The 26144-nt window shown below is 64.8% G+C and carries 21 protein-coding genes; 15 read left to right on the top strand and 6 right to left on the bottom strand.

Features of this window, described 5'->3' with window-relative positions; all coding sequences use genetic code 11:
• Positions 1–46 precede the first annotated feature (46 nt).
• The 9 genes from thrS (at position 47) to AC1PQG_RS15720 (ending at position 8228) form a co-directional block, all read left to right on the top strand.
• Positions 47–1963 (top strand): threonine--tRNA ligase, encoded by a 1917-nt coding sequence (gene thrS / locus AC1PQG_RS15760; RefSeq protein WP_481118764.1) that lies wholly within the window; start codon positions 47–49, stop codon positions 1961–1963.
• Between the two features lie 28 nt (positions 1964–1991).
• Positions 1992–2513, top strand: a complete 522-nt coding sequence (gene infC, locus AC1PQG_RS15755) for a translation initiation factor IF-3 (protein WP_374483031.1) — start codon at positions 1992–1994, stop codon at positions 2511–2513.
• Between the two features lie 130 nt (positions 2514–2643).
• On the top strand, positions 2644–2841 hold the full coding sequence (gene rpmI, locus AC1PQG_RS15750; protein ID WP_481113480.1) for a 50S ribosomal protein L35: 198 nt from the start codon (positions 2644–2646) through the stop codon (positions 2839–2841).
• Between the two features lie 14 nt (positions 2842–2855).
• Positions 2856–3215: a 50S ribosomal protein L20 gene (rplT, locus tag AC1PQG_RS15745; protein WP_079434014.1), complete on the top strand. Its 360-nt coding sequence runs from the start codon at positions 2856–2858 to the stop codon at positions 3213–3215.
• Between the two features lie 71 nt (positions 3216–3286).
• The gene (pheS, locus tag AC1PQG_RS15740; protein ID WP_481118763.1) at positions 3287–4318 is read left to right on the top strand and encodes a phenylalanine--tRNA ligase subunit alpha; all 1032 of its coding nucleotides are present in this window, start codon (positions 3287–3289) and stop codon (positions 4316–4318) included.
• Between the two features lie 3 nt (positions 4319–4321).
• A complete protein-coding gene (gene pheT, locus AC1PQG_RS15735) occupies positions 4322–6700 on the top strand; it encodes a phenylalanine--tRNA ligase subunit beta (protein ID WP_481118762.1) in 2379 nt (792 codons plus the stop codon).
• Positions 6701–6706: 6 nt separating this feature from the next.
• A complete protein-coding gene (locus AC1PQG_RS15730) occupies positions 6707–7012 on the top strand; it encodes an integration host factor subunit alpha (protein ID WP_173862649.1) in 306 nt (101 codons plus the stop codon).
• Positions 6999–7376: a MerR family transcriptional regulator gene (locus AC1PQG_RS15725; RefSeq protein WP_481118761.1), complete on the top strand. Its 378-nt coding sequence runs from the start codon at positions 6999–7001 to the stop codon at positions 7374–7376. Before AC1PQG_RS15730 ends, AC1PQG_RS15725 begins: the two co-directional genes overlap by 14 nt.
• Positions 7377–7466: 90 nt before the next feature.
• Positions 7467–8228 (top strand): proteasome-type protease, encoded by a 762-nt coding sequence (locus AC1PQG_RS15720; RefSeq protein ID WP_481118760.1) that lies wholly within the window; start codon positions 7467–7469, stop codon positions 8226–8228.
• Between the two features lie 9 nt (positions 8229–8237).
• Here the strand turns inward: AC1PQG_RS15720 and rsgA are convergent, their stop codons facing one another.
• Positions 8238–9131: a ribosome small subunit-dependent GTPase A gene (gene rsgA / locus AC1PQG_RS15715; RefSeq protein WP_481118759.1), complete on the bottom strand. Its 894-nt coding sequence runs from the start codon at positions 9129–9131 to the stop codon at positions 8238–8240.
• Positions 9128–10381, bottom strand: a complete 1254-nt coding sequence (locus tag AC1PQG_RS15710) for a M48 family metallopeptidase (RefSeq protein WP_481118758.1) — start codon at positions 10379–10381, stop codon at positions 9128–9130. Before AC1PQG_RS15710 ends, rsgA begins: the two co-directional genes overlap by 4 nt.
• Positions 10382–10475: 94 nt before the next feature.
• Here AC1PQG_RS15710 and orn point away from each other — a divergent pair, with 94 nt between their 5' ends.
• Complete coding sequence (orn, locus tag AC1PQG_RS15705; protein ID WP_481118757.1) at positions 10476–11021, top strand: oligoribonuclease; 546 nt, start codon at positions 10476–10478, stop codon at positions 11019–11021.
• Between the two features lie 5 nt (positions 11022–11026).
• Positions 11027–11167: a hypothetical protein gene (locus AC1PQG_RS15700; RefSeq protein WP_481118756.1), complete on the top strand. Its 141-nt coding sequence runs from the start codon at positions 11027–11029 to the stop codon at positions 11165–11167.
• 36 nt (positions 11168–11203) lie between these two features.
• Here the strand turns inward: AC1PQG_RS15700 and AC1PQG_RS15695 are convergent, their stop codons facing one another.
• The gene (locus AC1PQG_RS15695) at positions 11204–11968 is read right to left on the bottom strand and encodes a sulfite exporter TauE/SafE family protein (RefSeq protein WP_481118755.1); all 765 of its coding nucleotides are present in this window, start codon (positions 11966–11968) and stop codon (positions 11204–11206) included.
• A gap of 107 nt (positions 11969–12075) precedes the next feature.
• On the opposite strand from AC1PQG_RS15695, the gene AC1PQG_RS15690 reads away from it, so the two are divergent.
• Positions 12076–12987, top strand: coding sequence for a LysR family transcriptional regulator (locus AC1PQG_RS15690; protein ID WP_481118754.1), 912 nt, complete (start codon positions 12076–12078; stop codon positions 12985–12987).
• A 4-nt stretch (positions 12988–12991) separates the two neighbouring features.
• On the opposite strand, the gene AC1PQG_RS15685 is transcribed toward AC1PQG_RS15690, so the two are convergent.
• Together AC1PQG_RS15685 and AC1PQG_RS15680 are read right to left on the bottom strand one after the other, a co-directional pair.
• Positions 12992–13627, bottom strand: coding sequence for a 3'-5' exonuclease (locus tag AC1PQG_RS15685; protein WP_481118753.1), 636 nt, complete (start codon positions 13625–13627; stop codon positions 12992–12994).
• The gene (locus tag AC1PQG_RS15680) at positions 13624–15534 is read right to left on the bottom strand and encodes a DUF294 nucleotidyltransferase-like domain-containing protein (RefSeq protein ID WP_481118752.1); all 1911 of its coding nucleotides are present in this window, start codon (positions 15532–15534) and stop codon (positions 13624–13626) included. The genes AC1PQG_RS15685 and AC1PQG_RS15680 overlap by 4 nt, the downstream gene beginning before the upstream one ends.
• Before the next feature lie 181 nt (positions 15535–15715).
• Here AC1PQG_RS15680 and AC1PQG_RS15675 point away from each other — a divergent pair, with 181 nt between their 5' ends.
• Complete coding sequence (locus AC1PQG_RS15675; RefSeq protein WP_481118751.1) at positions 15716–16393, top strand: alpha/beta hydrolase; 678 nt, start codon at positions 15716–15718, stop codon at positions 16391–16393.
• A gap of 22 nt (positions 16394–16415) precedes the next feature.
• Here the strand turns inward: AC1PQG_RS15675 and AC1PQG_RS15670 are convergent, their stop codons facing one another.
• Entirely contained in the window at positions 16416–17360 is a 945-nt protein-coding gene (locus AC1PQG_RS15670; protein WP_481118750.1) for a LysR substrate-binding domain-containing protein, read from the bottom strand.
• Between the two features lie 137 nt (positions 17361–17497).
• Here AC1PQG_RS15670 and AC1PQG_RS15665 point away from each other — a divergent pair, with 137 nt between their 5' ends.
• Both AC1PQG_RS15665 and AC1PQG_RS15660 read left to right on the top strand, forming a co-directional pair.
• Positions 17498–19006, top strand: coding sequence for an acetyl-CoA hydrolase/transferase family protein (locus AC1PQG_RS15665; protein WP_481118749.1), 1509 nt, complete (start codon positions 17498–17500; stop codon positions 19004–19006).
• A gap of 415 nt (positions 19007–19421) precedes the next feature.
• A complete protein-coding gene (locus AC1PQG_RS15660; protein WP_481118748.1) occupies positions 19422–26057 on the top strand; it encodes a hypothetical protein in 6636 nt (2211 codons plus the stop codon).
• Positions 26058–26144: the final 87 nt, after the last annotated feature.

Genomic DNA, 26144 nt, shown 5'->3' with positions numbered 1-26144 from the left:
GGCCGCACTTTTTTTTTGCCCAGATTTTTCCTTTGAGCGAGCCACCATGCCCAACATCACCCTGCCCGACGGTTCTGTTCGTAGTTTTGAACAGCCTGTAACCATTGCCCAGGTTGCTGCGTCGATTGGTACCGGCCTTGCCAAGGCAGCTCTTGCCGGCAAGATTGAAGGCAATCTGGTCGATACCTCCTATTTGATCGAGTCCGATGTGGCGCTGTCGATCGTTACGGATAAGGACTCTGACGGTCTCGAGGTCATCCGCCACTCGACAGCCCACTTGCTCGCCTATGCGGTCAAAGAGCTGTTTCCGGAGGCGCAGGTGACCATCGGGCCGGTGATCGAAAACGGCTTTTACTACGACTTTTCCTACAAGCGCCCGTTTACGCCGGAAGATCTGGTGGCGATCGAGGCGCGCATGGCCGAGCTCGCCAAGCGTGATATCCCCGTCGAGCGCAGCGTGCTGCCGCGGGACGAGGCGGTGGCGTACTTCAAGTCCATTGGCGAGCACTACAAGGCCGAGATCATTGCGTCGATCCCGGAAGATCAGGATGTCTCCCTGTATCGGGAGGGTGATTTCACCGACCTGTGCCGCGGCCCTCACGTGCCGTCCACCGGCAAGCTGAAAGTCTTCAAGCTGATGAAGGTGGCTGGCGCCTACTGGCGCGGTGACTCCAAGAACGAGATGCTGCAGCGTATCTACGGTACTGCCTGGGCCAAGAAGGAGGATCAGGAGGCTTACCTGCACATGCTGGAAGAGGCTGAGAAGCGGGATCATCGCCGTCTGGGCAAGCAGCTCGATCTCTTTCATCTGCAGGAAGAGGCGCCGGGCTTGGTGTTCTGGCACCCCAATGGGTGGACGGTCTGGCAGGCGGTCGAGCAGTACATGCGTGCCGTCTACCGCGACAATGGCTATCAGGAAGTGCGCTGTCCGCAGATTCTGGATCGCTCGTTGTGGGAGAAGTCTGGCCACTGGGAGCACTACAAGGCAAACATGTTCACCACCGAATCGGAAAGTCGCGATTACGCGGTGAAGCCGATGAATTGCCCGGGGCACATTCAGATCTTCAATTCCGATCTGCGTTCCTATCGCGAACTGCCGCTCCGCTACGGCGAGTTTGGGGCTTGCCACCGCAACGAGCCTTCCGGTGCGCTGCACGGCATCATGCGGGTGCGCGGCTTCACCCAGGATGATGGGCATATCTTCTGTACCGAAGATCAGATCGAGGCCGAAGTCACCGCCTTCAATGCCTTGGTGCGCAAGGTGTATGCGGATTTCGGCTTCAAGGATGTGGCTGTCAAGCTCGCCCTGCGTCCGGATAGCCGGGTGGGTTCGGATGAGGTGTGGGACAAGGCCGAGAGCGGCCTGCGTTCCGCGTTGCGTGCCAGTGGTCTGGAGTGGGAGGAACTGCCGGGCGAGGGTGCCTTCTATGGTCCGAAGATCGAATTCCATATCAAGGACGCGATTGGTCGCTCCTGGCAGTGCGGCACCGTCCAGGTGGACTTTTCCATGCCGACCCGCCTGGGGGCCGAGTACGTGGGTGAGGATAACGGCCGTCATACGCCGGTGATGTTGCACCGCGCCATCCTGGGTTCGCTGGAGCGTTTTATCGGCATCCTGATCGAGAACTACGCAGGAGCCTTGCCCATGTGGCTGGCGCCGGTGCAGGCGGTGGTGCTGAATATCTCCGAATCCCAGGTGGATTACGTCACGGAAGTGGTCAATTCCTTGCGCGCTCGGGGCTTCCGCGTCGAGGCTGATTTGCGCAACGAGAAGATTACTTATAAAATACGCGAACATAGCGTGCGTAAGTTGCCGTACATCCTTGTCGTGGGCGATAAGGAAAAGGCAGCTAATGTAGTGGCCGTGCGCGCCCGAGGAAATCAAGACCTCGGTCAACTGACCCTAGATTCGGTTGTTGAGCGTTGGCAGCACGAGGTTTCCTCGTTTGCTGGCACGGCCTGATTTTTTGTTTTCATAGGAGACTTGAACCATCGCTCAGGAAAAGAAGCTGCGCATCAACGGCGAAATTAGTGTGCCGGAAGTGCGCTTGACGGGTGAGGACGGTGAGCAGATCGGCATCGTTTCTCTGCGTGCTGCACTCGAAGCGGCTGAAGAGGCCGGTGTGGATCTGGTAGAGATCGCGCCGATGGCCAAGCCGCCGGTGTGTCGCTTGATGGACTTCGGCAAGTACAAGTACGAAGAAGCCAAGCGCGCCCATGAGGCCAAGCAGAAGCAGAAGCAGATCCAGGTCAAGGAAGTGAAGTTGCGTCCGGGTACGGACGAGAACGACTACCAGATCAAGCTGCGTAACCTGATCAAGTTCCTGAACGATGGTGACAAGGCCAAGGTGACGCTCCGTTTCCGCGGTCGCGAAATGGCTCACCAGGAGTTCGGCATGCGCCAGCTCGAGCGCATCAAGGCCGATCTGGACGAAATCGCCCAAGTCGAGCAGATGCCGAAGATGGAAGGGCGCCAGATGATCATGGTCATCGCGCCGAAGAAGAAGCACTAAGGATTTTCGGGGCCTCCGGGCTCCGGAGTACGGCGGACAACATAGTCCGCCGGAACAAGTGGTGACGGGTTGTTGAAGCGTTTCCGAAAGTCGGAAGCCACCTGGCACCATGATATAAGTGGAGTACTTCATGCCCAAGATGAAGACCAAGAGCGGCGCCGCCAAGCGGTTCAAGATCCGCGCTTCCGGTAGCATCAAGCGTTCGCAGGCGTTCAAGCGCCACATCCTGACCAAGAAGACCACCAAGAGCAAGCGCCAGCTGCGCGGTATGACTGCCGTGCATGCTTCGGACGAAAAGTCCATCCGCGCAATGATGCCTTACGCTTGATTTAGGAGAACGCAATGCCCCGAGTTAAACGCGGTGTAACCGCTCGCGCCCGCCACAAGAAGGTCCTCGATCAAGCCAAGGGCTATCGCGGCCGTCGCAAGAACGTATATCGGATCGCCAAGCAGGCGGTGATGAAGGCCGGTCAGTACGCTTACCGTGACCGTCGTCAGCGCAAGCGTCAGTTCCGTGCCCTGTGGATCGCCCGTATCAACGCGGCCGCCCGTGAAGTTGGTCTGACCTACAGCCGCTTCATGAACGGTCTGAAGAAGGCCTCCATCGAAGTGGACCGCAAGGTTCTGGCCGACCTGGCCGTGTTCGACAAGCCCGCTTTTGCGGCGCTCGCCGAACAAGCCAAGGCCAAGCTCGCTGCGTAATCTTGCGCAGCACGAAAAAAGGAGGCCTAGCCTCCTTTTTTTTGTCCTGAACCCGGGATAAGACAGGAAAAATGGATCAACTCGATCAACTCGTCGCGCAAGCAGGCGTGGATTTCGCCGCCGCCGCGGACGGAGCAGCCCTGGAGGCCGCCAAGGCGCGCTACCTGGGCAAGGGCGGTTCCCTCACCGAACTGCTGAAAGGCCTCGGCAAACTCGATCCGGAAGCCCGCAAGACGGCCGGTGCCGAGATCAACAAGGCCAAGGCCGCCATCGAAGCGCAACTCAACGCGCGCCGCGATGCGCTGCAGCAGGCCGCACTCGAAGCGCAATTGGCTGCCGAAGCGCTGGATGTGACACTGCCTGGCCGTGGCGCCGGCATCGGTGGTCTGCACCCGGTGGTGCGTACGCTGGAGCGTGTCGAACAACTGTTCCGCTCCATCGGCTTCGATGTGGCTGAAGGGCCGGAGATCGAGACCGACTTCTACAATTTCACGGCATTGAACACCCCGGCCAACCATCCGGCCCGTTCGATGCACGACACCTTCTATCTGGAGAACGGCGAGGGCGTGCTGCTGCGCACCCATACCAGCCCGGTCCAGATCCGCGCGATGCAGGCCCACGTGGAGGCCTACAAGGATCGCGACACGATGCCCGAGCTGCGCGTGATCGCGCCGGGCCGTGTGTACCGCGTCGATTCGGATGCCACCCACTCCCCGATGTTCCACCAGGTCGAAGGTCTGTGGGTGGGCGAGAGCGTCAGCTTCGCCGACCTGAAGGGCGTGGTCGCCGACTTCCTGCGCAGCTTCTTTGAGAGCGACGATCTGCAGGTGCGTTTCCGTCCGTCCTTCTTCCCGTTCACCGAGCCGTCCGCCGAGATCGACGTGGCTTTCATGAGCGGTGCGCTGAAGGGGCGCTGGCTGGAGATCGCCGGCTGCGGAATGATGCACCCCAACGTATTGCGCTCCGGCGGCATCGACCCCGAGCGTTACACCGGCTTTGCTTTCGGCATGGGGCCCGATCGGCTGACCATGCTGCGGTATGGCGTCAATGACCTTCGCCTGTTCTTCGAAGGCGATCTTCGTTTCCTCGGTCAATTCAGGTAAGCCATGCAATTCTCAGAACTCTGGTTGCGCAGCTTCGTCAGTCCGGACCTCGATTCGGACGCGCTTGGGCATTTGCTCACGATGGCGGGGCTGGAAGTGGAAGAGCAGGACGGCGTGGCCGCCCAGTTTTCCAAGGTGGTGGTCGCGCAGATCGTCGAGGCCGAAAAGCACCCCAACGCTGACAAGCTGCGCGTCTGCAAGGTGGACGCGGGGCAGGGCGAGTTGCTGCAGATCGTCTGCGGCGCGCCGAATGCGGCCGCCGGCATCAAGATCCCGTGTGCGCTGGTGGGCGCCGACTTGGCCGGTTTTGGCATCAAGGCGGCCAAGCTGCGCGGCGTCGAATCCTTCGGCATGCTGTGTTCCGCCAAGGAGCTGGGTATCTCCGAAGAAAGCAACGGCCTGCTGGTGCTGCCGGAAGACGCGCCCGTCGGCACCGACCTGCGCGAATACCTCGATCTCAACGACACCCTGTTCACCATCAAGCTGACGCCGAACCGCGCAGACTGCCTGAGCCTCACCGGCATCGCCCGCGAAGTGGCGGCGCTGACCGGCAAGCCGCTCAGCCTGCCGGCGAGCGAGCCCGTGGCGCCCGCCCACGACGCCGTGCGTGCCATTGTGCTCGACGCGCCGGAAGCCTGCCCGCGTTACGCCGGCCGGATCATCCGCGGTGTCGACGCCAAGGCTGCGACGCCCGACTGGATGAAGCAGCGCCTGGCCCGTAGCGGCATCCGCTCGATCAGCGCGCTGGTGGACGTCACCAACTATGTGATGCTCGAACTGGGTCAGCCGCTGCATGCCTTCGATGAGGCCAAGCTGAACGGCGCCATTCACGTGCGTTTCCCGACGGCGGGCGAGCAGGTGCTGCTGCTCAACGGTCAGACCGTCACGCCGGCGGCCGACACGCTCCTGATCGCCGACGAGTCCCGCGCGCTGGCGCTGGCCGGCATCATGGGCGGCGAGGAAAGCGGTGTCACCCTGGAAACCACCGAGCTGTTCCTGGAGAGCGCGTTCTTCGCTCCCGATGCGATCGCTGGGCGCGCGCGTGCCTATGGTTTCTCGTCGGATGCGTCCTACCGCTTCGAGCGCGGTGTCGACTTCGCACTGGCCGGCCAGGCCATCGAGCGGGCGACTCGCCTGATCCTGGACATCTGCGGCGGTTCCGCCGGTCCGGTGAACGAAGTCGTCGATGCAGCCAAGCTGCCCGTTCGTGCGCCGATCCGCCTGCGCGCAGCTCGTGTGCGCCGCGTGCTGGGCATCCAGCTGACGGCCGACCATGTCGCCGAGATGTTTACCCGCCTGAATCTCCAGGTGGCCCGTGATGGTGAGGATTTTGTCGTCACGCCGCCGTCCTACCGCTTCGACTTGGAGATCGAGGAAGACCTCATCGAGGAGATCGCGCGCCTGCATGGTTACGACAACATCCCGACCGTCGCCCCGAAGGGCCCGATCAGCATGTTGCCGCGCCCTGAGGCCCGCCGCGACACGATGACCGTCCGCCGGCTGATCGCCGGCCGCGAGTACCAGGAGGTCATCAACTTCGCCTTCGTCGAAGAGGCCTGGGAGAAGGACTTCAGTGGCAACGCTGATCCGGTCCGTCTGGCCAACCCGATCGCCAGCCAGATGAGCGTCATGCGCTCCAGTCTGATCGGCGGCCTGGTGTCCAACGTGGTGACCAACCGCAAGCGTCAGACCAACCGCGTCCGCGTCTTCGAGATCGGCCGCTGCTTCGCCAAGGATGCTGCCGGCAAGCCGGTGGAGGGCTACCATCAACCGCTACGTGTGGCCGCGTTGGCTGCTGGCCTGGCAAAGGCTGAGCAATGGGGTGAGTCCAACCGCAATGTGGACTTCTACGACGTCAAGGCGGACCTGGAAGCGCTGCTATTCCCGCGTGTCGCCGAGTTCGAGCGGGCCTCCCATTCGGCCCTGCATCCGGGCCGTTCCGCACGTGTGCTGCTCGATGGCAGCGAAATCGGTTTCATCGGCGAACTGCACCCGATCTGGGTTCAGCGCTATGAACTAGGTACGGCGCCGGTGGCCTTCGAGATCGAACTCGACGCTCTGCTCGGTACGGTGACGCCGGCCTACAAGGAACTCTCCCGCTTCCCGGCGGTGACCCGTGACCTGGCCCTGGTCGTCGAGCAGAGCGTGGCGGCGGCAAGTTTGTTGAAGGGCCTTCAGCAGGTGGCGCCGGCCATTGTGCAGCGCATCGAACTGTTCGACCAGTACCAGGGCAAGGGTATCGAGCCGAACCGGAAAAGCCTTGCTTTCCGCGTAGTTATGCAAGAAACTCAGCGGACTCTGGAGGACGCTGAAGTGGATGCCGCGATGACTGCCCTGACCCGCCATGCCGAAGAAAATCTCGGCGCGAAGTTGAGGGCCTGAGTCAACATGGGTATGACACTTACCAAGGCGGAACTCGCCGATATGCTGTTTGAGCAGGTGGGACTCAACAAGCGCGAAGCCAAGGATATGGTCGAGTGCTTCTTCGAGGAGATTCGCCTGGCGCTGGAGCGCGGGGATTGCGTCAAGCTCTCCGGCTTCGGCAACTTCCAGCTTCGTGAGAAACCGCAGCGTCCAGGTCGAAACCCCAAGACTGGCGAAGAGATCCCCATCACCGCCCGGCGTGTGGTGACTTTCCACGCCAGCCAAAAGCTCAAGGCCAATGTGGAGCAACTGAGCGATGTCGCAAAGTGAAGTTCCGGCGATAGCCGAATTGCCGCCGATTCCCGCCAAGCGTTACTTCACCATCGGTGAGGTCAGCGATCTGTGCGGGGTCAAGCCTCATGTGCTGCGTTACTGGGAGCAGGAGTTCACCCAGTTGCGGCCGGTCAAGCGGGGCGGCAATCGGCGCTATTATCAGCATCATGAAGTGCTGCTGATTCGCCGGATTCGCGAACTGTTGTACCGGGACGGCTTCACCATTTCCGGCGCACGCAATCAACTTGGCGAGTTGGGGGTGCGCAAGCTTGAGGATGTGGAAGAGGCCGCCGGTTTGCGCGGGCAGTTGAGCGACATCCGCGCCGAGATCAAGTCCATTCTCGACGATCTGCGTCGCTGACGCGACGGCGCGTTACACAGCTTCCAAAACAGCTTCCAAACTCTCCCGGCGGTCCGTCATCCGGACCGCCTTTTTCTTGGGACTTTCCCCATGACTTATTGTGTCAGCATGCTGCTCGATGCGGGTATGGTTTTCCTGTCGGATTCCCGTACCAACGCGGGCGTCGACCACATCAATACCTTCCGCAAAATGTCCATCTTTCAGCGCCCCGGTGAGCGGGTGATGGTCCTGATGAGCTCGGGCAACCTGGCGATCACCCAGCAGCTGGTGTCGATGCTGCGCGAAGCGATGGCGGCCCAGGACGGGCGGGAAAACCTGTGGTCGATGCCGAACATGTTCGAGGCGGCCCGGCACGTGGGCGACACGCTGCGCGAGGTGCATCGGCGCGATGCGGACGCGCTGCAGAGCTTCGGCATCGATTTCACCGCGGCGCTGATTCTTGGCGGGCAGATCGGCAATGAAGCGCCGCGCCTGTTCCACATCTACGCGGCCGGCAACTTCATCGAAGCCACGCCGGATACGCCGTACTTCCAGATCGGCGAGTCCAAGTACGGCAAGCCGATCATCGACCGAGTCGTGAAGAGCCAGACCAGCCTGGACGAGGCAGCCAAACTGGCATTGATCTCCATGGATTCGACGATCCGCTCGAACCTGTCGGTGGGCGTGCCCTTGGATCTGGCCATTCTCAAGACCGATGAGCTCAAGATTTCGTCCCACGTCAGCATCGACGCGAAGAACGAATACTTCGCGATGATTCGCAACCGCTGGAGCGAAGCCCTCGGTCACGCCTTCGACGAGTTGCCCAACCCGGATTGGCTCAGTGGCGAAGCGGCCCCGAAAGGCAACGCTTAAGCTCGGTTCTCACCATCCCTGGGCCATGCGCCGGCCCTGTTCGCACTCGGTGCGGAACTGCAGGAACTGGCGCAGGCGGCGGGGATCGATCTTGCCGTTGTCCGCGGCCTCGCGTAGCGCGCAGCCCGGCTCGGCGTCGTGGCGGCAGTCGCGGAAGCGGCATTCGCCGCGGTAGGGGCGAAACTCGCGGAAACTGTCTTCGAGCTCTTCGGCGCTGAGATGCACCAGGCCGAAAGTCTGCATGCCCGGGCTGTCGATGATGCCGCCGCCTTCCGGCAGCGTATAAAGACGGGCGAAGGTGGTGGTGTGCTTGCCGGTATCCAGCACTTCGGAGATCTCGCGAGTCTCGGCCCGTGCCTCGGGGATCAGGGCATTGGTCAATGTGGATTTGCCCATGCCGGATTGCCCCACCAGCAGGCTCGTCTCGCCGATCAGGCGGGCGCGCAGCAACTCCACATCACTCAATGCGGATAGTTCCAGCACCGGGTAGCCCAGGGTGACGAAGGGCGCCAGCTGGGCGCGGGCCGCTTCAAGGTTGGCGCTCAGATCGGTCTTGTTCAGTACGATCAGTACCTTGAGATGCTGGCTTTCCGCCGCGCAGAGGCAGCGTGAGAGGAACTCGTCCGAGAAGCTGGGCTCCGTCGCCACCACCAGTGCGACCTGGGTCGCGTTGGCGGCGATCAGCTTCTGGCGCCAGGCGTCCGAACGATAGAGCAGGCTGCTGCGCTCGATGAGCTTCTCGATGACGCCCTGGCCGGGGCCGGTAGTCGCGTAATGGACCCGGTCGCCGCAAGCGAACAGGCTCTTCTTGCCTCGCGGTACGCACAGCAGGATCTCGCCCGATTCGGAGCGGACTTCGTACTGCCGCCCGAAAGCGGCCACCAGGGTGCCGACGGCCTTCATCGCGCAGCCCCTTGCAGACGGGCGATGCGGATTGCCGCCGGCGGGTGGGAGTCATAGACGCTGGAGTAGAGCGGGTCCGGCGTGAGGGTCGAGGCATTGTCCCGGTACAGTTTGACCAAGGCGCTGACCAGTTCGGTGGCCGGTGCCTGGCTGGCCGCGTAGGCGTCGGCTTGGAATTCATGGTGCCGCGACCACATGCTCATCAGCGGAGTCAGCGGGAAGGTGAAGATCGGCAGCACCAGCGCGAACAGCACCAGCGTCGTTGCAGTGCCGCTTTCCTGCACGCCCAGCCCGTTGAAGAACCAGTCCTGGCCGGCGAGATGGCCCAGCAGTCCAAAGAACATCAGGCTGCCGGCGCCGATGACGGCCAAGCGTTTCCACAGATGGTGGTGGTGATAATGGCCGAGCTCGTGGGCCAGTACCGCTTCCACTTCGGTGGGGGCGAGTTTTTCCAGCAGCGTGTCGAAGAAGACGATGCGCTTGGCGGCGCCAAAGCCGGTGAAGTAAGCGTTGCCATGGGCCGAGCGCTTGGAGCCGTCCATCACGAACAGCCCGGACAGGCGGAAGCCGCAGCGTTCCATCAGGCCTTCGATCCGGGCCTTCAGTGGGCCGTCTTCCAGGGGCTGGAACTTGTTGAACAGGGGGGCGATGAAGGTCGGGTAGACCAGCAGCACGAGCAGGTTGAAGCCCAGCCAGAAGGCCCACACGTACAGCCACCACAGCGGGCCCATGGCCGCCATCAACCACAGCACGAAGCTGATCAGCGGCAGGCCGATGACGGCGGACAGCACGATGCCCTTCAGCGTGTCGGCCACGAACAGCGCAGGGGGCAACCGGTTGAAGCCGAAGCGGGCTTCCAGCCCGAAGCTGCGATAGACGGTGAGCGGCAGGTCTACCAGCCAGGAGACCGATGCCACCAACGCGATGAAGGCGACACCGTGCTGCAGCGTACCGGGTGTGAATACGGCGGCGCTCAGTGCGAACAGCGCCTGCAGGCCGCCGCCGACGGTCAGGCCCAGCAGCAGGGCGGCAGAGATCAGCAGGTCGATGATGCCCAGCCTGACCCGGGCCACCGTGTAGTCCGCTGCTTTCTGATGGGCGTCGAGGGCGATGCTCGCCGCGAAGGCGATCGGTACCGCGGCCCGATGGCCGGCCACGTGGCGGATCTGCCGCTGGGCCAGCCACAGACGGGTGAGCAGGCCGGCGCCAAGGGCGACGAGGAACAGGGCGGTGAAGCTGCTGGAGGTCATCGGTCGGGAAAAGACACCGGGGGAAAGCGCTGGAAGGCGTGACGGGAATCGGCAAGCGCGTAAAATCGCGCCTTTACCGAAAAGCGAGCCGATTATGGCACAGGACCAGAATCACCTCATCTGGCTGGATATGGAAATGACCGGCCTGAATCCCGACAGCGACCGCATCATCGAGATGGCGATGGTCGTCACCAACAGCAATCTCGACGTGGTGGCGGAAGGCCCAGTCATCGCAGTTCATCAGCCGGACGCCGTGCTCGACGGCATGGACGAGTGGAACAAGAACACCCACGGCCGTTCCGGCCTGATTGACCGGGTTAAGGCATCCACTGTCGGCGAAGCGGAAGCCGAGGCGATCTACCTGGAGTTCATGAAGCAGTACATCCCGTCGCGCACCTCGCCGATGTGTGGCAACTCCATCGGCCAGGATCGCCGCTTCATGGCGCGCTACATGCCCAAGCTGGAAGACTGGTTCCATTACCGCAACCTGGACGTGTCCACCCTCAAGGAGCTGGTCCGCCGTTGGCGTCCGGATGTCTACAAGGGTCTAGAGAAGAAGGGCGCCCACCAGGCCCTGGCCGACATCCACGAGTCGATCGCCGAACTGCGCTACTACCGGGAACACTTCCTGAAAGTGTGAGCGCCATGCTCCGAGCTCTCGCCGACTGGTGGCACCGCAACAGGCGGCGTGTCCTCGGGTTGCTGCTGCTGTGCGCGTTCTTCTTTGCGCTCGGCTATTTCACTCCGCGGGTGGCCTCGCCGCTGATGTGCAAGGTTTACGGCTGACGGAATACCCGCGGTCGTGGCCGCGGGAAATTCCATTCATCCCATTTGCTGCAGGCCCTTGCCGATCAAGGCCAGGCCGGAGGCGATCAGGAACAGGTTAAGCAGCCTGGCAAAACCCGCTCCGCTCAGGCGCTGGTCCACATGCCGACCCAGCGCCAGGCCCAGATAGGCGGCTGGAAGCAGCACCAGTGCGGTGAGGAGCAGGCGTCCGTCGATGAGGCCGGCGGCCACGCACAAGGCGATCCGCCAGCCGGTGGACAGGGCGATCATGACCGCCTGGGTGGCTCGATAGGCTTCCCGTTCGGGCAGATGGGCCTGCAGGTAAGTGGCATAGACGAAGCCGCCGCTGCCGAACAGCCCGCCCAATACTCCTCCGAACCCTCCGTACAGCCAGGCGGCTGCTTGTCCAGGCGCCGCAGATCCGCGACGCCCGCGCAGTTCCCGCAGGCCGTAGCCGGCCACGAAGACACCGAGCAGCATCGCCAGGATGCCCAGCGGCAGATGGGCCAGCAGGCTCACGCCGACCAACTGGCCGCCCAGCATGCCGGGCACCAGGCGCCCCAGGCTGCTCCGGTCTATGAGGTGGCGGGCCTGGTAGCCCCGCTGCAGCGAGCCCGCTGCGTCGAGCAGGGCCAACAGGGGCACGATGCGGCTGACTGGCATCACCCAGGCCAGCGGAGTGCTGGCGATGAGCGCGGAGCCGAAGCCGAGCAGCGCGAAGATGGCGTAGGCGACGACCAGAATCGCAAAGGCTGCTGCCAGGGCGGAAATATCGGTGGTGCTGAAGAGCAGGGTGGGCATCCAGTTTTCCATGATCGGTGTGTGCGGAGTCGACGTGCATGGAATTCTGGAATTGGCCGAGGTATAACGCCAATATCAGTTTTTTACTCAAGCCATGACTTTCTGGAATGCTTAGCCTGCGTCAGATCCGCTACTTCCTGGCCGTTGCCGAAACCGGCAATCTGTCCCAGGCCGCCGCCGGGCTCTTCGTCGCGCAACCGGCGCTCAGCCGGCAGATCGCGCTTATGGAGGAAGAGCTGGGTTTCCCGCTGTTCGTCCGCGAGGCACGTGGTGTAAGCCTCACGCCGGCTGGCACGCTGTTCCGCGAGCGTATCGGGGAGATCGCCCAGGCCATCGACGAAGCCGCGGAGGATGCGCGCTGCCTGGCCCGCGGGGAGTCGGGCGTGCTGCGGCTGCTGCATTCGAGCTCGATCCCCATCGGCGGTCCGCTGCTGGCCAGCCTGCAGGCGTTTGCGGAGGCGGCGCCGGCGGCGCGGGTGGATCTGGACAGGGTGTCGTCGGAGGTGCAGGTGGCCGAGATCGCCGCCGGCCGGGCCGACCTGGGGGTGGCGCGGATGCCGGTGCTGCGCAGGGATCCGGCCGTGCAGTTCGTTCCGCTGGCGAGGGAGCGGTTGGTCGTTGCGATCCCGGCCGTGCATCCCCTTGCAGATCGGCAGAGCCTTCGGCTCGCCGATCTGGCCGAAGTGCCCTTTGTGTCGGCGGTGCACCGGGAGCGCGGGGGGCTGGCCCGGCGAATGACGGACCTGTGCCTGCAGCGGGGCTTCGTGCCGCGGATGGGAAATGTCATTTCCCGCAAGACCTCGATGCTGAGCCTGGTGGCGGCCGGCTTCGGCATCGCGGTGATCCCGGAGTGCATGGCCGCCCTGGCGCCCGCCGGAGCCCGGGTGCGGCCGCTCGACGACAGCGATGCGACCGCCGATGCGGCGATCCTGCTGCCGCAGGTGCCGTCACCGCTCGCCCGGCGCTTTGCGGCCTTGTGCGAGGAGCGCTGGCGGTGGGCCCTGGCCTCGCCGGGATAGCTGCTCAGCTACCGCGCAGCCATTTGCGGCTGGTCTGGCTTTCGAGCAGGTCCTGCGGTGCGTTGAGTCCCTGGGCCTTGGCGCGGGCCAGCGCCACCTGGTGGAGCTGGGCCACGGCGAGAGCCTCCAGCACCGCGTCGTGGCGGTCCAGCCGTTCGATGCCGAAGGCGCCGAGCCAGGCATCCATGCTGGCCTGGCCGGCGATCCGTTCGGGGTACAGGCTGGGCATGATCACCATCAGGTCCAGCCATTCCATTGCCGGTACGTTGCCCAGGTTCTGTTCGAAACCTCGCTCGAGAATGCCCTGGTTGAATGGCGCGTTGTAGACCACCAGCGGTGCCTTCGCGATGAAGTGCAGCAGCCCCAGCAGGGCGTCGGCCGGTGCGCTGGCCAGTTCGGCCCGGAAGCTCTCGGCCGGGTGCAGCAGCCCGCGGTTGATCGCCACTGCGCCGACGCCGATGAGGCGCTGGCCGCCGCCATCCATCGGCCGGCTTTCCGCATTGACGATCACGTAGCGCGTCTCGAAATGGCTGCGGCCCAGATCGGGGCCGGGGTGACGTGTGATCGCCGCTAGACTGGCCTGCTGTTCGGGACTGAGGTCCGGTCCGCTGCCGGGCAGGAGTCGTGAGAGCCAGCTCATATCTGATAGTCCAGCTTGAGTCGCAGTTGGATCTTGCGGGCCTGGCGAAAGGCTTCTTTGAGGATGCGCCGATCCAGTTCGTTGAGGTCGTCCGGCTTCACCCGATTGTCGCCCGGTGCACCGTGGTCGGTGTCGAGGTGCTGGTGGCGCAGGCGCAGCAACTGGATGAAATGGAAGCCGTCGGCCATCGCGGCGAGCTCTTCTGCCGGCATGCCGATCCGGCCGCCGCCCTGGCGCAGGCGCTGCACGGTGCTGGTGGCCTCGACGCCGGTGCGCAGGGCCAGCACGCGGGCGGCGTCGACGAACAGGCGGGCGCCGAACTTCTTCAGGTCGATGGTGCCCGGGTACTTGGGGTCATCGTCGATGACGAAGTCGCGGATCTTGCCCAGCGGCGGCGACACGTCCAGCGCGTTGGTGGCCATCGCCTTCAGGAAGGCCGGGTTGCCACCGGTCATCGACAGCAGCCAGTGGCGCAGCTTGTAGGCCAGCTTCTCGTCGCCGAACAGCACGCGGAAGTCGAAGAAAATGGTGGCGTTGAGCAAGGCTTCGGGGTGGGGTTCGCGGATCCAGGTGCCGAAGCGCTCCCGCCATTCGTCGATGGTCAGGCACAGGTCCGGGTTGCTGGCCATGATGTTGCCGGTGCACAGCGGGAAGCCGCAGCTCGCCAGGTCGTTATTGACGTCGCGGGCGAACTCCAGCAGGCGCAGCTTGAGGGGTTCCTTGTCGGCCCATTCGGGCAGCACGTAGATGATCCCGTTGTCCTGGTCTGTCGATAGGGTTTGCTCATGACGGCCTTCGGATCCAAAGGCCAGCCACGCGTACTCCACGCCGTAAAGGTCGTGGCGGTCCAGGTTGAGTTCGATGATGCGGCGTGTCAGCGCATCGTTGAGGGCCGAGATGAACTGGGTCAGCTGCTCGGCGCCGATGCCCTGGGCCAGCAGGTTGAGGGCCAGCTGACGGATGTCCTGGCTGGCCCGCTGCAAGGCCTGTACATCAGCTGCGCTCTCTATGCTGGAACGGATCTGGCGCAGGCCGATGCGTTGCAGCGCGAACAGGTCGCGCTCGGAGATGACGCCCTTCAGCTTGTCTTCCGCATCCACAACCAGGATGTGGCGCACGCCGTGGGTGGCCATTTCGAGGGCGGCGTCGTAGGCGCTGGCATTGCTGCCCAGGGTGTGGGGCGGGGCGGTCATCACGTCGGCGATCGGCCGGGCCAGGTCGAAGCCGGGCAGCACGATGCGCTTCAGGATGTCGCTCTGGGTCAGCACGCCGACGGGCTTGTCGTCGTCTCCGGCGACGGCCATGCAGCCGACGCCGGCTTCCACCATTTTCTCCAGCGCGGTGCGCGTACTGAGCCCCGGCGGTACGAAGACCGGAGCCTTCTTGACCAGGCTGGACAGCGACGTGGTCATCGTCTGCTGCTCGGCGGCCCGCTGGGAGAACTGGATTTGCAGCTGCTCCCGCGACTGGTTGAGCAGGCTGGCGATGTAGCGCGTGCAGAACAGCTGGAAACTCGGGCTGATCTCCTGTAGGTGCAGGAAGTCGGCGGCCGGCAGCTGGAAACAGTAAGTGTCTTCCACCGCGAGGTAGCCGTTGGTGGATGGCCGTCCGGCGGAAATGGCGCCGATCGGGAAGCCTTCGCCGGGCCCCAGGGTCAGCGTGGCATATTCGGTGACCGCAACGCCCCCGACCTGACGGGCCTGCACCTTGCCGCGATACACGATGTAGAAGAAGCTCGGCGGGCCGTCTTCCGGCATCAGGATTTCCGAATCCGCCGGGTAGAAGGCGGTGGCTAGGCGTTCCCCCAGAAAATGCAGGGCTTCGGCCTCCATCCGGTCAAAGGGCGGATGGCGGCGCAGGAAGTCGAGATTGGTGCGGATCAGGGTATCGGGAGCGGTAGTGACCATAAGCGGGACGCAAGGCACGGATCAAGCCCGTGAATCTACCTTGCCCTTGCCCCCCGGTGATGATCTTGCGCAATAAATCGTTACTTTTGCACAGGTGGCGGCACCGGGCCGCCGGACGGCGGGCTGGGTGCCGGCCCGGCTACAATCGAGCCCGATTCGAGCCCGACTCCAAGGAGATGCCATGACTGTTCCGCTCTTGCCCGCCGTCGAGATCACGACGGCTCCCGAACCGACCCACGCGGTGATCTGGCTGCATGGCCTCGGTGCCGACGGCCACGACTTCGAGCCGGTGGTGGACGAGCTCGACGCCGACCGCCTGCCGCCGACCCGCTTCGTCTTCCCGCACGCACCGGAGCGCGCGGTGACGATCAACGCCGGCTACATCATGCGGGCCTGGTACGACATCGTGTCGATGGACTTTTCCGAGCGACGGGAAGATCCGGCCGGCGTGCTGGAGTCCGCCGCCCAGGTGGAGGCCTTGATCGCCCGCGAGAACGCCCGCGGCATCCCCGACGAGCGCATCGTGCTGGCTGGCTTCTCCCAGGGCGGCGCCATCGCGCTGCATACCGGCTTGCGCCATCCGCGGCGTCTGGCAGGCATCCTGGCGCTGTCTACGTATGTGCCGCTGGCCGATACGCTGACGGCGGAGGTGGCCGAAGCCAACCGGGACGTGCCGATCTTCATGGCCCATGGGCAGCATGATCCAGTGATTCCCTATGCTTTCGGCAAGAAGTCCGGCGACCTGCTGATGGCGGCTGGTTATCCGCTCGATTGGCATGGCTACCGCATGGAGCACAGCCTGTGCCTCGACGAGATCAGGGATATCGAAAGCTGGCTCGCCACCGTGCTGATGGGCTGACGGGCCTACCGCGCGCAAGGGCTCAGGGCGGCGGCGCCCAGGCGATTTTCGTGGTGTCTGTGATCCTGCCTGAGGGCGTCGATGGCACCAGCACTTCCTCGCAGACTGCCAGCCACGCGCGCGCGGCGTGGGACAGGTAGCGGCGGGGCTTCCAGATCAGCGCCACGTCCCAGTCGATGCCGGGGGCGGCGAGGGGGCGCACCGCCAGTTCGTCACCCACATTGAGGCGGGCCAGCAGCGGGGCGGGCAGGAAGGTGGTGCCGAGGCCGGCCGCGGCCATCGCGACGAGAAAATCCCATTGCCCGCTCTGGGCAGCAATGCGCGGCGTCAGGCGGGCCTCGTCGAAGGCGGCGCGCAGGCGGCGGGTCAGCGAGAAATCGTCGGGCAGCAGCACCAGCGGCTCGTCCTGCAACGCCGCGATGCGAACTTCAGCGCTCTGCGCCCAGCGGGCATGGCGCGGCCCGACGACCAGGATTGGGTAGCGCCCGTAATGGCGGCTGTCCAGCTCCAGCCCCGGGTCGGCCGGCAGGATGGTGACGCCGACTTCCAGCTCGCCGCTCGCCACCTGCTGTTCGATTACCTGGCCGCCGTTTTCCTGCAGGGTCAGGCGCAGGCCGGGATAGCGCTCGCAAAACGCTTTCACCACCGGCGAGAACAGCAGGTTGATCATCGGCGGCATGCCGACGGTAAGTTCGCCGCGGGTGAGGGCGGTCAGGTCGGCCACTTCCCGTGACAGTTCCTGCATCACGCCAAGGGCTTCCTGGCCGCGGGCGAACAGGATGCGTCCTACATCGGTGAGGCGCAACTGCCGCCCTTCGCGGCTGAGCAGCGGCTGGCCGATCTCGTCTTCCAACTGGCGGATCATCTTGCTGACCGTCGATTGGGTGACGTGGAGCTTTTCGGCGGCCAGCGTGAAGCTGTTCTGGCGGACGGTTTCGATGAAATAGCGGAGCGCGCGCAGGTCCATGAATCATGAAAAAAGCGACTTGTTTCAAGTAGTTTAAGTCATCCAGTGACTTATTTCCGACTTCTATACTTCCACGCGAACTTGCCCGTCGAGGCGAGCCCAACAAGATTAGAAGGATCGGAGAAATAAGTATGTCCATGGACCGTATTCGCCTGCAGCGCCTGCGAGAGCGCATCATGTCGCCGGAAGAGGCCGCCCTGTTGTTCAAGGACGGCATGACCGTCGGCATGAGCGGCTTCACCCGCGCCGGTGACTGCAAGGCGGTGCCCTTTGCGCTGGCCGAGCGGGCCACCCGTGAGCCGCTGAAAATCACCCTGATGACCGGTGCGTCCCTGGGCAACGATATCGACAAGGTGCTGACCGAGACCAATGTCATCGCCCGCCGCATCCCCTTCCAGTCCGATCCGACCTTGCGCCGCAAGATCAACGCCGGCGAGGTCGCCTTCATCGACCAGCACCTGTCCGAGACTGTCGAGCAACTGCGCTCCGGCCAGATCGCGCCGGTGGACATCGCCGTCGTCGAAGCGACCGCGATCACCGAGAACGGCGGCATCGTGCCGACCACCTCGGTAGGCAATTCCGCCAGCTTCGCAGTGCTGGCCAAGAAGATCATCGTCGAGATCAATGTGAAGATGCCGGAGGGCCTCGAGGGCCTGCACGACATCTACATCCCGACTTACCGTCCGCACCGCCTGCCGATCCCGCTGATCTCGCCGGAGCAGCGCATCGGCCTGCCGTACATCCCGGTCGACCCTGAGAAGATCGTCGCCATCGTGCTGACCGAGAAGGCCGACAGCCCGTCCAACGTGCTGCCGCCTGATAACGAGACCAACGCCATCGCCGGCCATCTGAACGAGTTCCTGTACCACGAGGTGAAGGCCGGCCGCCTGTCGCCGTCCCTGCAGCCGCTGCAGGCTGGTATCGGCACCATCGCCAACGCGGTGCTGCACGGCATGCTGGATTCCCCGTTCCGCGACCTCAAGATGTACTCCGAAGTGCTGCAGGACAGCACCGTCGAACTCCTTGACGACGGCCGCCTGACCTTCGCGTCGGCGTCCAGCATCACCTTGTCGAAGAGTGCCTACGAGCGCGTGCTGGGCGACATCGAGCGCTACAAGCAGCGCCTGGTGCTGCGTCCGCAGGAGATCAGCAACCATCCGGAAGTCATCCGCCGCCTGGGCCTGATCACCATCAACACGGCGCTGGAGTGTGACATCTACGGCAACGTGAACTCCACCCACGTGGGCGGCACGCACATGATGAACGGCATCGGCGGCTCCGGCGACTTTGCCCGCAACGCGCACCTGTCGGTGTTCGTCACCAAATCCATCGCTAAGGACGGCAAGATCTCCAGCATCGTGCCGATGGTGTCCCACGTGGATCACACCGAGCACGACACCGACATCATCGTCACCGAGCACGGTCTGGCCGACCTGCGTGGCCTGGCGCCCCGCGAGCGGGCCCGCCAGGTGATCGACAACTGCACCGATCCTCTGTACCGGGACGCGCTGCGCGACTATTTCCTGCGTGCCACCAAGCGCGGCGGCCACACTCCGCACCTGCTGCAGGAAGCCTTCGCCTGGCACCTTCGCTACGAGCAGAGCGGTTCTATGCTCGACAAGCAGCCGGAACCGGCTTTCGCCTGATCGTCTTACCCCAAACCGGAGCGCGCGCAGGCCGCGCTCCCGGCTCCTTCGGCCGTCGATAATGCCCTTCGATCCGAAGTCCAGGTAGTAACGCCTGCATCTCCCCCAAGGCCAGCCCGCATTCCGCGTCCCTCTCCCCGCGGAATGCGGTGTTGGTTTTTTTATGTCCACTCGGTTGTCTTGATCATAAGGATCCTTGGTGGCGTGATCCGAGAGTGGCTTCCGTGAAATTCTGCGCAGTCGGGCACGTGCAAATCGCTGCCGGGCGGAATTTGTTTCTTAAGAATTTTTTAGGGTGGTCGTTATACACAGGGAAGAAGCACTGGAGCTTTAAAAAGGTGAGGGGGCAGCGATGCTGCACTCAGCCATTCGCAAGCCAATGTGCGCATGACAAACAACCCTAAGGGGAACGATCGTGGTTTCAACCGTAACGGGCATGACGACTGCGCAGATTGGTGCGCTGACGACCATTCAAATTGTGGCGTTGACGACGGCCGACATACAGGCCTTGACGACCACTCAGGTCGCAGCGTTTACGACTGTTCAGATTCCTGCGTTTGAAACGCGGGACATCGCCGTATTGTCCACGACCCAGATCTCACAGGGGATGACGACGGATCAGGTTGTAGCCCTGACGACTTCGCAGGTGCAGGCGCTGACGACGGCGGGTGTGGCGTCGCTGACGACGACGCAGGTCGCGGCGATGGAAACTACAGATGTCGCCGCCCTCAAGACCAGCCAGATGGCAGCCCTGACGACGGCCCAAGTGCAGAGCGGCCTGACGACGGCGCAAGTGGCGGTGCTGACCTCGGCCCAAGTGGCGGCGCTGACGACGGCGCAGGTGCAGAGCGGCCTGACGACGGCGCAAGTGGTGGCGCTGACGACTTCGCAGGTGCAGGCGCTGACGACGGCGGGCGTGGCGGCGCTGACGACCACGCAGGTTGCGGCGATGGAAACCACGGACGTGGCCGCCCTTAAGACCAACCAAGTGGCGGCGCTGACGACGGCGCAGGTGCAGAGTGGTCTGACGACAGCGCAAGTAGTGGCGCTGACGACGGCGCAGGTGCAGGCACTGACGACGGCGGGTGTGGCGGCGCTGACGACCACGCAGGTTGCGGCGATGGAAACCACGGATGTGGCGGCCCTCAAGACCAGCCAGGTGGCAGTCCTGACGACGGCCCAAGTCCAAAGTGGTCTGACGACCGCTCAAGTGGCGGCCCTGACCTCGGTCCAAGTGGCGGCCCTGACGACGGCCCAGGTGCAAAGCGGCCTGACGACGGCGCAAGTGGTAGCGCTGACCACGGCGCAGGTGCAGGCGCTGACGACGGCCGGCGTGGCGGCGCTGACGACCACGCAGGTCGCGGCGATGGAGACCACAGATGTCGCCGCCCTCAAGACCAGCCAGGTGGCGGCCCTGACGACAGCGCAAGTGCAGAGCGGTCTGACGACGGCGCAAGTAGTGGCGCTGACGACCGCGCAGGTGCAGGCGCTGACGACAGCGGGCGTGGTCGCACTGACGACCACGCAGGTCGCGGCGATGGAAACCACGGACGTGGCAGCGCTCAGGACCAGCCAGGTGGCAGCCCTGACGACGGCCCAGGTGCAGAGCGGTCTGACGACGGCGCAAGTGGCGGTGCTGACCTCGGCTCAAGTGGCGGCCCTGACGACGGCCCAAGTGCAGAGCGGCCTGACGACGGCGCAAGTGGTGGCACTGACGACTTCGCAGGTACAGGCGCTGACGACGGCGGGTGTGGCGGCACTGACGACGACGCAGGTCGCGGCGATGGAAACCACGGACGTCGCCGCCCTCAAGACCAACCAAGTGGCAGCCCTGACGACGGCGCAGGTGCAGAGCGGCCTGACGACCGCGCAAGTGGCGGTGCTGACCTCGGCCCAAGTGGCGGCCCTGACGACGGCGCAGGTGCAGAGCGGCCTGACGACGGCCCAAGTGGTGGCCCTGACGACGGCGCAGGTGCAGGCGCTGACGACGGCGGGTGTGGCGGCGCTGACGACGACGCAGGTCGCGGCGATGGAAACCACGGACGTGGCGGCGCTCAAGACCAACCAAGTGGCGGCGCTGACGACGGCCCAGGTGCAGAGCGGTCTGACGACGGCTGAAGTGGTGGCCCTGACCACGGCGCAGGTGCAGGCGTTGACGACCGCGGGCGTGGTGGCGCTGACGACCACGCAGGTCGCGGCGATGGAAACCACGGACGTCGCCGCCCTCAGGACCAGCCAGGTGGCAGCCCTGACGACGGCCCAGGTGCAGAGCGGCCTGACGACGGCCCAAGTGGCGGTGCTGACCTCGGCTCAAGTGGCGGCGCTGACGACGGCGCAGGTGCAGAGCGGCCTGACGACGGCGCAAGTGGTGGCCCTGACGACGGCGCAGGTGCAGGCGTTGACGACGGCGGGTGTGGCGGCGCTGACGACGACGCAGGTCGCGGCGATGGAAACCACGGATGTGGCGGCCCTCAAGACCAGCCAGGTGGCCGCCCTGACGACGGCCCAGGTGCAGAGCGGCCTGACGACAGCTGAAGTGGTGGCCCTGACGACTGCGCAGGTGCAGGCGCTGACGACGGCGGGCGTGGCGGCGCTGACGACGACGCAGGTCGCGGCGATGGAAACCACGGACGTCGCCGCCCTCAGGACCAGCCAGGTGGCAGCCCTGACGACCGCCCAGGTGCAGAGCGGCCTGACGACGGCGCAAGTGGCGGCCCTGACTTCGGTCCAAGTGGCGGCGCTGACGACCGCCCAAGTGCAAAGTGGCCTGACGACGGCCCAAGTAGTGGCACTGACGACGGCGCAGGTGCAGGCGCTGACGACGGCGGGCGTGGCGGCGCTGACGACGACGCAGGTCGCGGCGATGGAAACCACGGATGTGGCGGCCCTCAGGACCAGCCAGGTGGCGGCCCTGACGACGGCCCAGGTGCAAAGCGGCCTGACGACGGCCCAAGTGGTGGCCCTGACCACGGCGCAGGTGCAGGCGCTGACGACGGCCGGCGTGGTGGCGCTGACGACGACGCAGGTCGCGGCGATGGAAACCACGGACGTGGCGGCCCTCAGGACCAGCCAGGTGGCGGCCCTGACGACGGCCCAGGTGCAGAGCGGTTTGACGACGGCGCAAGTGGCTGCCCTGACCTCGGTTCAAGTGGCGGCGCTGACGACGGCCCAAGTGCAGAGCGGCCTGACGACGGCTCAAGTGGTGGCCCTGACGACTTCGCAGGTGCAGGCGCTGACGACGGCCGCTGTGGTGGCGCTGACGACCACGCAGGTTGCGGCAATGGAAACCACGGATGTCGCGGCTCTCAGGACCAGCCAGGTGGCAGCCCTGACGACGGCGCAGGTGCAGAGCGGCCTGACGACGGCGCAAGTGGCGGTGCTGACCTCGGCCCAAGTGGCGGCCCTGACGACGGCGCAGGTGCAGAGCGGCCTGACGACGGCCCAAGTGGTGGCGCTGACGACTTTGCAGGTGCAGGCGCTGACGACGGCGGCTGTGGCGGCGCTGACGACCACGCAGGTTGCGGCGATGGAAACCACGGACGTCGCGGCCCTCAGGACCAGCCAGGTGGCAGCCCTGACGACAGCCCAAGTGCAGAGTGGCCTGACGACGGCTGAAGTGGTGGCCTTGACGACCGCGCAGGTGCAGGCGCTGACGACAGCGGGCGTGGTCGCACTGACGACCACGCAGGTCGCGGCGATGGAAACCACGGACGTGGCGGCGCTCAGGACCAGCCAGGTGGCAGCCCTGACGACCGCCCAGGTGCAGAGCGGTCTGACGACGGCGCAAGTGGCGGTGCTGACCTCGGCTCAAGTGGCGGCCCTGACGACGGCCCAAGTGCAGAGCGGCCTGACGACGGCCCAAGTGGTGGCACTGACGACTTCGCAGGTACAGGCGCTGACGACGGCGGGTGTGGCGGCGCTGACGACGACGCAGGTCGCGGCGATGGAAACCACGGACGTCGCCGCCCTCAAGACCAACCAAGTGGCAGCCCTGACGACGGCGCAGGTGCAGAGCGGCCTGACGACCGCGCAAGTGGCGGTGCTGACCTCGGCCCAAGTGGCGGCGCTGACGACGGCGCAGGTGCAGAGCGGCCTGACGACGGCCCAAGTGGTGGCCCTGACGACTGCGCAGGTGCAGGCGCTGACGACGGCGGCTGTGGCGGCGCTGACGACCACGCAGGTTGCGGCGATGGAAACCACGGACGTCGCGGCCCTCAGGACCAGCCAGGTGGCAGCCCTGACGACAGCCCAGGTGCAGAGTGGCCTGACGACGGCTGAAGTGGTGGCCTTGACGACCGCGCAGGTACAGGCGTTGACGACAGCGGGCGTGGTGGCGCTGACGACCACGCAGGTCGCGGCGATGGAAACCACGGACGTCGCCGCCCTCAGGACCAGCCAGGTGGCAGCCCTGACGACGGCGCAGGTGCAGAGCGGCCTGACGACGGCGCAAGTGGCGGTGCTGACCTCGGCTCAAGTGGCGGCGCTGACGACGGCGCAGGTGCAGAGCGGCCTGACGACGGCGCAAGTGGTGGCCCTGACGACGGCGCAGGTGCAGGCGCTGACGACGGCGGGTGTGGCGGCGCTGACGACGACGCAGGTCGCGGCGATGGAAACCACGGACGTCGCGGCCCTCAAGACCAGCCAGGTGGCAGCCCTGACGACGGCCCAGGTGCAGAGCGGCCTGACGACAGCTGAAGTGGTGGCGCTGACGACTGCGCAGGTGCAGGCGCTGACGACAGCGGGCGTGGCGGCGCTGACGACCACGCAGGTTGCGGCGATGGAAACCACGGACGTCGCCGCCCTCAGGACCAGCCAGGTGGCAGCCCTGACGACTTCGCAGGTGCAGAGCGGTCTGACGACCGCCCAAGTGGCGGCCCTGACCTCGGTCCAAGTGGCGGCCCTGACGACCGCCCAAGTGCAAAGCGGCCTGACGACGGCGCAAGTAGTGGCACTGACGACGGCGCAGGTGCAGGCGCTGACGACGGCGGGTGTGGCGTCGCTGACGACGACGCAGGTCGCGGCGATGGAGACCACGGATGTGGCGGCCCTCAAGACCAGCCAGGTGGCAGCCCTGACGACGGCCCAAGTGCAGAGCGGCCTGACGACGGCGCAAGTGGCGGTGCTGACTTCGGCCCAAGTGGCGGCCCTGACGACGGCGCAGGTGCAGAGCGGCCTGACGACGGCCCAAGTGGTGGCGCTGACGACGGCGCAGGTGCAGGCGCTGACGACGGCGGGTGTGGCGGCGCTGACGACCACGCAGGTCGCGGCGATGGAAACCACGGACGTGGCCGCCCTCAAGACCAACCAAGTGGCGGCCCTGACGACCGCCCAAGTGCAGAGCGGCCTGACGACGGCCCAAGTGGTGGCGCTGACGACGGCGCAGGTGCAGGCGCTGACGACGGCAGGCGTGGTGGCACTGACGACCACGCAGGTCGCGGCGATGGAAACCACGGACGTCGCCGCCCTCAAGACCAGCCAGGTGGCAGCCCTGACGACGGCCCAGGTGCAGAGTGGTCTGACGACCGCCCAAGTGGCGGTGCTGACCTCGGTCCAAGTGGCGGCGCTGACGACCACCCAGGTGCAGAGCGGCCTGACGACGGCGCAAGTGGTGGCCCTGACGACTGCGCAAGTGCAGGCGCTGACGACGGCGGGGCTGGCGGCGCTGACGACGACGCAGGTCGCGGCGATGGAAACCACAGATGTGGCTGCCCTCAAGACCAGCCAAGTGGCGGCGCTGACGACGGCCCAGGTGCAGAGCGGCCTGACGACGGCCCAAGTGGTGGCGCTGACGACCGCGCAGGTGCAGGCGCTGACGACGGCAGGGCTGGCGGCGCTGACGACCAGTCAGGTCGCGGCAATGGAGACCACGGACGTCGCCGCCCTCAAGACCAGCCAGGTGGCTGCCCTGACGACGGCGCAAGTGCAGAGTGGCCTGACGACCGCCCAAGTGGTGGCACTGACGACTTCGCAGGTACAGGCGCTGACGACCGCAAGTGTGGCGGCATTCACCACTGCTCAGCTTGTCGTCCTGGAAACGACGGATCTGGTTGCGCTGAAAACCAGCCAGATTGTCGCCCTGACGACGGCGCAGGTGCAGGGTGGTCTGACGACGACCCAGGTCGCTGCACTGACGACCACGCAGGTTGAAGCGCTGACAAGTACTCAGGTCGCGGCCTTGACCACGACTCAGATCTCCCATTTGAAGCTGGGAACGCCCTTGGTCCTTGACTTGAATGGTGATGGCGTCACGACGCAGAGCATTTCGTCCGGTGTTTCTTTCGATCTCTTCGCGACCGGCCAAAAGGTCCAGACCGGTTGGGTTGCAGGTGAAGATGGTCTGCTCGTTCTCGATCGCAATCATGACAACGTTGTCAATGATGGCAGTGAGCTTTTCGGTAGTGCGACGAAACTGGCGGACGGCAGTACTGCGGCAAACGGCTATGCAGCACTTGCGGCTCTGGATACGAATGGCGACGGATCGATCTCCAGTGCCGATACCGGCTTCTCGGATCTGAAGGTATGGGTCGATGGGAATTCGGACGGCATCAGTCAGGCGGATGAACTGCACAGTCTGGATTCGCTCGGTATCGTCAAGTTGAATCTGGATGCGACGGCCTCCTCCGACAAGAACAACGGGAACATCGTTGGTTTGATCTCCAGCTATGAAACGTCTGCCGGCGTCACTCGCGAGATGGCTGACGTCTGGTTTGTCGCTGACAAGAACGGGGTCGCTTCCAGTTCCGGAACGACCGCAGAACCTTCAACGGGCAACGATCTGCAGTCGAAGGTGGGTGGTCTGGTTGGTGCGATTGCGTCCTTCAATGCCGCGCAGGCTGGTGGGCAAAATGCCGAGTCGGGTGGTTTGGGCTTCGCGTCTGGCACGACAGCAAGTTCTGTGAGTGGAGTCGTGACCGTCTTGAACCAGTTCGATGCAAATGGGCGGCCGCTGGCCGGTCAGCCGGGAGTCCAGGGCGTGGCAACAAAGCTCGGCACTTCCGAGTTGGTTGGCGCCGGCCAGAATTCGAATGGAATTCTGACGAACGGCAAGTGATTTAACTCAAGCCAATCCGGGGCGACAAGGTCGGAAGGCCGTGTCGCCCCTTTTTTCTGTTTGGAAAATATTTCGCCGATAGCTCGG

Source organism: Zoogloea sp. GDB6 (assembly GCF_056724105.1).
The sequence above is the reverse complement of the archived record's forward strand: the minus strand, read 5'-3'. Positions and strand labels throughout refer to the sequence as shown.